5 protein-coding genes are annotated in these 6,670 nt (G+C 65.1%); 1 reads left to right on the forward strand and 4 read right to left on the reverse strand.

Annotation, left to right across the window (positions count from 1 at the left end; translation table 11 throughout):
* The 3 genes from ACFDS3_RS18205 to ACFDS3_RS18215 all read right to left on the reverse strand — a co-directional run.
* On the reverse strand, positions 1–758 hold a 758-nt coding region (locus ACFDS3_RS18205), incomplete at its 3' end, for a hypothetical protein (RefSeq protein WP_375263771.1).
* A gap of 343 nt (positions 759–1,101) precedes the next feature.
* Positions 1,102–2,553, reverse strand: coding sequence for a hypothetical protein (locus ACFDS3_RS18210; RefSeq protein WP_375263772.1), 1,452 nt, complete (start codon positions 2,551–2,553; stop codon positions 1,102–1,104).
* Between the two features lie 14 nt (positions 2,554–2,567).
* Positions 2,568–5,402: a TraM recognition domain-containing protein gene (locus ACFDS3_RS18215; protein ID WP_375263773.1), complete on the reverse strand. Its 2,835-nt coding sequence runs from the start codon at positions 5,400–5,402 to the stop codon at positions 2,568–2,570.
* Between the two features lie 285 nt (positions 5,403–5,687).
* Here ACFDS3_RS18215 and ACFDS3_RS18220 point away from each other — a divergent pair, with 285 nt between their 5' ends.
* The gene (locus ACFDS3_RS18220) at positions 5,688–6,209 is read left to right on the forward strand and encodes a hypothetical protein (RefSeq protein ID WP_375263774.1); all 522 of its coding nucleotides are present in this window, start codon (positions 5,688–5,690) and stop codon (positions 6,207–6,209) included.
* Between the two features lie 34 nt (positions 6,210–6,243).
* Here the strand turns inward: ACFDS3_RS18220 and ACFDS3_RS18225 are convergent.
* Positions 6,244–6,670 (reverse strand): hypothetical protein (locus ACFDS3_RS18225; RefSeq protein WP_375263775.1); only part of this gene is annotated, 427 nt, incomplete at its 5' end.

The following is a 6,670-nucleotide window of genomic DNA, read 5'->3' on the forward strand; positions in this document are numbered from 1 at the left end:
CTCTCGACGATCCCTTCGAGATCGATCCCGAGCTCCTGCACCTCCTTCTCGATCAGCGCGGCCACGCGGGCCTCGTCGATCTCGATCTCGCGGTTCAGCCCGTCCATGATCTCGCCGACCTCGGCCACGACATCATGGGCGCCGACGACGCCGAGGCACACGCTATGCGGCGCCGCGGTCAGCATGACATTCTGCATTTCGCGCAGGGCCACAGCGGACCCCGCTTCCCGGGCCATGCGCTTCGAAAGACGACGCGCACGATCGACGGAGGTCGGGGCGAGGGTCGTCGAGGCGCGAATGACCTCGGTGGCGGGGAAATCCCATGCCCCCTGCGGCGGATCGATGGGACCGGCGCTCAGGCGCATGTCGTTGATCGTGATCGACAGCGGCGCATTGCGGTCGCGGCAGGTGATCAGCACGCCCTCGCCGGTGGCGGTCGAGCCGACCTCGAGGTGGATGCCGGGCGCCATCTTGGCGAGCACCCTGCTGAAGTTCCTGGCCTCGCTGACCATGTCGAGGAGGAGAACCTCCCAGACGCCGCCAAGGCACCAGTCACGGGTCTCGCGGCACAGGATGTCTTCGGTGATCCGGGCCGTCGGGCGGTAGCCGGCCTCGTCCTTGGCGAGCCACAGCATCACGAAGGATGCGGTGGGCATCACCGGCTGGTTGGCGGCGACACCGTCCGAAAGCTCGACGCTCTCGGCCAGGACGTTCATCCCGGTGACGTTCAGCCCGAAACGGTGCTTGGAAGTGCTCATTTGCCTTTGCGCTCTCGTGTTGATCAGCGAGTTATCTGCCAGCGAGACTTCGGTCGACATGCATTGCAGAAGCCTGCAAACAGGTCGCAATCTCGGTGAGACATTGCCTTGTGAATGAACTGCGCGACGCCCGACCCTCGGATGCCTGCCTGAAATGCCCTGCCGGCATCGTTCGCCGGGGGGTCAGGCCGAAGCGACATCGCGCTCAGCCCCAGGCCGTCTGCTCTGATCGACCGTGCATCACGAATACGGCACACGCGCCTACCGATCAAGATAGAACGATACCTCATTCGGATAAAAAGTTCCGAGATCAACATAAGGAAAAGACTGTGTCGCCGATCTGTCACTGGGAGGGGGTAGCGCCCCGTTCCGGAAGGGGTTTCTCGGTGAACCCCAGCCGGGATGCGATCCAGAGAGGGTCGGCCGACAGGACTTCGACCACGTTGAGCAGGTCGACGCCCGATTCGTCGGCCAGTTTGACCTGCATCGGCTTGCCGTTGGCCGCTCTATCGAAGAACCAGATCAACCGCGCAAGGGCCGACGTGCGATCGGCGCCCGAGGCCGCGGCCTCCGTGAGGGCCTCCCTGACCAGCAGCGCGGCCGGCAGGCCGAACAGCGTGGCCACGGCCTCGTCCAGCCCGGTATCCGTCCAGGTCAGGTCGAAGCTCTCCAGCTTGACGGTGGGCGGTGTGGCGCGACCCGCGGGCCCTGCCCGGTCGGCCGCGGTGAGCGCGTCCCGCGTATAGAAGGCGGGGAGGAGGCCGAGATCGGCCTGGAACGCCCCGAGACCTGCCGTGTAGCTCTGCATCCACAGGCCCCATGCGCCGCGCCTCAGGCGCGCACGGCCTTCGAAGGTGGAGCTGGTCGTCGACAGGCCCGCCGAGGCGAAGGGCAGCGTCATCGAGGGCGGCACGATCCCGGTCGGGATGAGCTGCGTGGTGAGGGTGTCGATCTCGACATCCGCGCGCAGGTAGTTGGCGATGTTCCACCCGTCCATGAAGGCCGTCGCGCCGTTCCAGCCGGGCGCGAAGAAGTCGCGCTGCTCGAGGACGAGGAACAGCGGGACGACCGATTTGGGGTCCGCTTCCATCGAGACCGACAGCTCGGAGGTGGTGTGGACCAGGTTTCCATCGCTGTGCCAGCTCGAGATCTTCTCGACGTCGAGGTCGATCATGGCGGTCGAGCCCATCGCCTGGGCCGCGTCGACGCTCATCGGCAGCTTTCCGGTGAGGGAGACTTCGGAGGCGGTGATCGACCCGACCTCGGCCTGCCCGATCAGGGCCGACGCGATCCTGGCGCTGACCTGCGCCGTGCAGGCGGCGACCGGCTCCATTCTGATCGCGACGGTGTTCACCTCCAGGAGGTCGGCGGCGTATCCCGTCCCTTCCGGAAAGCGGATCTCGCCACGCTTGGCGCGCACTTCGCGCACGGCGTCGAGCAGGCCGCATCCCCCGACATGCCGGGGGTCGATCATCATGTCGACACCCTCCAGCCCCAGGACGGGGCTGCCGGGCAGGTCCCCGCGAATGACGAGCTTGGGCGCTCGCAGGTAGAGGCCGGTCTCGCCATTCTCGAGGGCGCCGAAGCCCATCTCTGCGTCGCTGGCAGCGATGGTCATGCCCTCGCCACGAATGACCAGGTCCGACCAGCCATCATAGGCGGGCTGCACCTCGGTGGGATCGATGCTGCTCCAGCCGGGCGAAAGCAGCTGCGGGAGAAAGCGGCCGCCTTCGGCCTGCGCGGCCGCCGGGGCGGCGACTGCGAGACCAAGAGCGAGGGCGAGGCCGATCTTCATGGGGGGTGTCCTTTTCATTTGCTGGTAATCGCGCCTTCGATGTTGCCCAGCTCCCGCACGAGCTCGGCGCCGTCCTCGACGGTGTCGAGTGGCGCGGGGCGCGGTTTGCTGGTGTCGATGAAGGCCTGCAGCATGTCCTCGATGTCGAGATGCATCTCGTCCGTCACCTGCGTGATCGCGTCGAACGTCACTTCACGGCCCTTGAGCTCGCGCATGAGCCTGACCGCCGCGTTTCCGGCAGCCGCCTCCTCGTCGCGGTCTTCGGCGTTCGGCGCGGTTGCCGCTGCCGCGGCGCGGTCCTGCGCGACCTTCTTGCGCGCCTGGTGTTGCGCCATCAGCGTCGTCACCAGACCGCGGTGACGCGTATGCGTCTCGGGGCTGAACACCTGCTTCAGCGCTTCACCGACGGAGCGATCAGGCGCATCGGGCTCGATCGACGGCAATCCCTCGCGGGCGCCGGTGCTCGGCTCGGCTTCGGGGCGACCCGTTCTGGCAAGAACGCCGAACCCGCGGCGCTCCGTGGTCGCCGGCTGCGCGGGCTCTCGGACGGGCTGCGCGGGTTCGCGCGCGGGCTGATCCCCGCCATCGATCTCGTTGAGATACTGATCGAGGCCGTCGAGGTCGGCGGGCGTGCCGCGGCGCAGGTCGTCGACCTCGCCGAAGAAGTCCTCCTCGTCTTCCTCTTCCTGCGCGGCGCGCGGCGTTTCGGTGGCGCCGCCTTCGCTGCGATCCGCCCAGTCCGCGGCGAGCAGCCCGGCGCTCCACGAGGTCAGGATCTGCTCGGGGCTGGGGCCGGTCTTGTCCTCGACCCACAGCAGGTGCTCGGCAATCTCCTTTGCCCGGGAGATGCGGTCGACGGGCGCGCTCGGCTCCTTCGCCTTGCCGCCCGCGTGCCTTGCAAGGGCTTCGGAGGCGCCGACGAAGGCCGCCAGGTATTCGATCTCGACATCCTGGTTCAGGCCCGGCACGCGGTCGGTCGGCCCCCTCACTTTGATGAATTTGTTGACCGAGAACTCTTCGGCGAAGTCGCCACCGATATAGAAGGTGCTCGAGCGCACGATCGTGCCGTTGAAAAGGAAGTAGAACTCCCCTTCCATCATGTTCTGCAATTCGGAGGCCTTGACCCGATCCACATCCTGGAACGAGGCGTCCATCCTGTCGACCCATTTCGAAGAGAAGGTTCCGCTTTCCTTGGAGAAGCCGCTCGTGACGGCAACTTTCGTCTGCCCAAAGAGTTTCTGAATGAAGGCCACGGTCTTGTCGCCGTCAACGGTTTTGCCAGCGGCAAAGATCGACGCGTTGGCTGCGGCGGTTTCGGCAATTTGAGGGCTAATGGATTGCATCGCGGCCATGTCCTGACCCGCAACGATGACCATAAAGCCGAGGCTTCGGGCTTGCGCCATCATTACGTCGATTCCCTTCACCATGTAATAGCCCGCCTCATCAAGGACAACAATAAACGGGGACGGCGCGCGGGTCTGTTTGGCCTCCACGATTTCCTGTCTGTTACCCTGAAGAGTCGAGCCAGAAGCATTACCCATCATAATCTTAACGAGGTTGACGACGATCTTTCCGCAGTTCTGCATTTCTTCCGGCGCCTTTTGCAGCGCAGGCAGCAGGACAATCAGAATACGGCGATTGAGAACCACGTCGTCGATATCCACTTCACCAAGAGGGGTCCGGAAGATATGGCCATAGTCATCTGCCAACGATCCCAATGGCTTAGTCAGCTGCATCGAGAGGAAGCCATACTGCTCAGAGGCCTTCGCGTCTTGCGGATCTCCCTTCAATGCCTTTTCGATGGAGAAGCCGGGCAGCGTGTCAAAGAACGCCTTCAATGCGAGGCGCGCGGAGTTCGAATAATCGCCCCGCATGGCGCGAATGTAGAGTTCGATCATACCCCCGCGCGTGCGCATTTCTTCCATTGCCGCTTCGGGAATGTCCTCGACTTTTCTGATGGGGGTCCGGCCAATGTGTTCTTTCGCCACGCCCGTCCCGAGCGGCAGGAAGTCACGAATTGCCTGCACGTCGAGAAGAATATCCCCGCTATCGCGCATCTGACACAATGCCTTCATCGCGGCGGTCACGAGCGACATTGCGCGGTTCTTCCACATGTCATTGCCCTGCCCCGCGTCGCCCATTAGAGAAACGATGAGGTTCATGAGCTGGTCGGCGCCGCCCTTCGCGAAGGGATTGAGGGTATTCGATTGAACATTGGGGCCGCCGGCAGGTGCGTCGGGATCGTCACCGGGGTCGGTGAAGTTCAAAACGCGAATATCATCCTCGCGGCCAAATCGTTTCGCGAGCGTCCACGATCGGGCATAGAATTCGGTCGTGCCTTTCCCGTCAATGAACATGAATCCCGAAGACCACATCAGGGTCTGGCTGACCACTCCGAGGAGAAGCTCGGTATTATGCGTGACGACGTGGTTCTCCATCACGTAGAGCCCGTCGTCGCGGTCGGTCTTGATGCACGACATCTCGACGTCGCCATCGAGGCGCTCGACTTCGATCACGTCGAGCCCCTTGCCCGAGCCCGCGAACACGCAATGCGCGGCCTGCGGCCAGATGCCGGCGATGCCGTCGAACATGATCCGCAGGTCGACCCGACCGAGGGCGCCCCTCTTGCGCTTGTAGGCGGTGGCGAGGCCCCCGAGCGACCAGACGATCTGCTTGATCACCTTCGCATCGTCCGCGCCGATCGAGGTCAGCAGGGCGCCGTGAGCATCAATCTCGAGCGCGGGCTGGGCCGTGCGCACCCAGGCCTTGAAGAAGGCCAGGCGCTCCTCGGGCGTGCCCCAGATCGAGGGCATGTAGTCGAGCGCCCAGAGGCCCTCCCTGGCGGCCATGGCCGCGTCCTCGGCCGACAGCTTGCCGGTGCCCTCGATCGCGGGTCCCGTGGCCGGGCGCGCGAGGGGCACGGAGACATGCATGTCCGGGCCATACATGCCCGACAGGATCCCGAGATCCCCGGCCGTCATCAGCTTGCCTTCCTCGGAGAAGCCTGTCGGCAGGGCCTTGTTGCCCTTGCGCGAAATCGTGACGTGCCACAGATGGTCAAGCGAGCAGTCCGCATGCCGCCCGTCCGAGAACCAGAGCCGTGCGGTCGGGATCGCGCCCTGCGGGTGGATCGAATGGACCTTGCTGACGCCGCCCAGCGGATGCACCACCTCGTCGCCCGGACGCAGATCGCCGTTCAGCACCCAGCCGCGTGGCGTGAGCACCGGCGTGTCGAGCGGCAGGGCCTTGCCCGAACCGGTCGTGCCGAGGAAAAAGCCGTGGCGGCGCGCATCACCGTTCTCGATCCAGAGCTCCTCCTGGCTGCGCTGGTCCTGCCCGAGATAGAGAATGCCGCCCGCCTTGCCGTAGCCGCCGCCGCCGGGCGATACCGCGCCGTAATCGGTGCCCCCGTAGATCTGCGGCACCTTGAATGGGAGCCGGAACTTCTGGCCGCTGGCCCAGAGATAGTAGAGCGTCGCCGCGGGGATGATGCCGGTGTAGAAGTTCGGGAAGACCGCGAGCATCGCGGCCGACATGCCCGTGACCAGCGACACCGTCTCCGAAGACAGCAGGACGTCGCGGGCTTCCTGCCAAGCCGACCTGATCGGCCGGCGGATGGCGGAGGCATCGGTTTCCTCATGGGCTGCGGGCAGTGATGCCGTCTTCTGTCTGTGTTCCATCTGCGTCTCCTCAGGAGGCCTGCGGCACGGCCGCGGTCTCTTCGATGCCGTTGTCGTCGATACCGCCGATCACTTCGCGCGCCGCGACGTAGATCCAGACGAAGTTGAAGAAGAGCAGCCCCATGCCGAGGAGGGTCGGCAGGGTCATCACGAAGCCCCGGACCACGAACTGGATCACCATCATCGCCAGCCAGAACGTCCAGGACTTGTGGCGAAGCGCCGAGTCCGCGGCCAGGGCATCACCCGGACCCATGTGCAGCGCCGGCAATGTGCCCACCCACATCACAGACCAGATCCACAGAGCCATCTCGAGATGGCACATGGCCGAGATCCCGACCTTCAGCGTCACCTCGGCCAGTCCCATGGCGGCGAGGGACGAGGCTTCCGCTCCGCGGGCCGAGGTGCCTCCGATGACGAGGTCGAGGGCGACGACCGCA

This window comes from Palleronia sp., assembly GCF_042089775.1.
Classification (GTDB): Bacteria; Pseudomonadota; Alphaproteobacteria; order Rhodobacterales; family Rhodobacteraceae; genus Palleronia.

What these genes read in the sequence shown, in the direction of transcription:
- ACFDS3_RS18220 (WP_375263774.1), top strand. Translation starts at nt 5,688, where the DNA reads ATGGACCTTGCTGACGCCGCCCAGCGGATGCACCACCTCGTCGCCCGG.
- ACFDS3_RS18215 (WP_375263773.1), bottom strand. Translation starts at nt 5,402, where the DNA reads ATGGCCGCCAGGGAGGGCCTCTGGGCGCTCGACTACATGCCCTCGATC.
- ACFDS3_RS18210 (WP_375263772.1), bottom strand. Translation starts at nt 2,553, where the DNA reads ATGAAGATCGGCCTCGCCCTCGCTCTTGGTCTCGCAGTCGCCGCCCCG.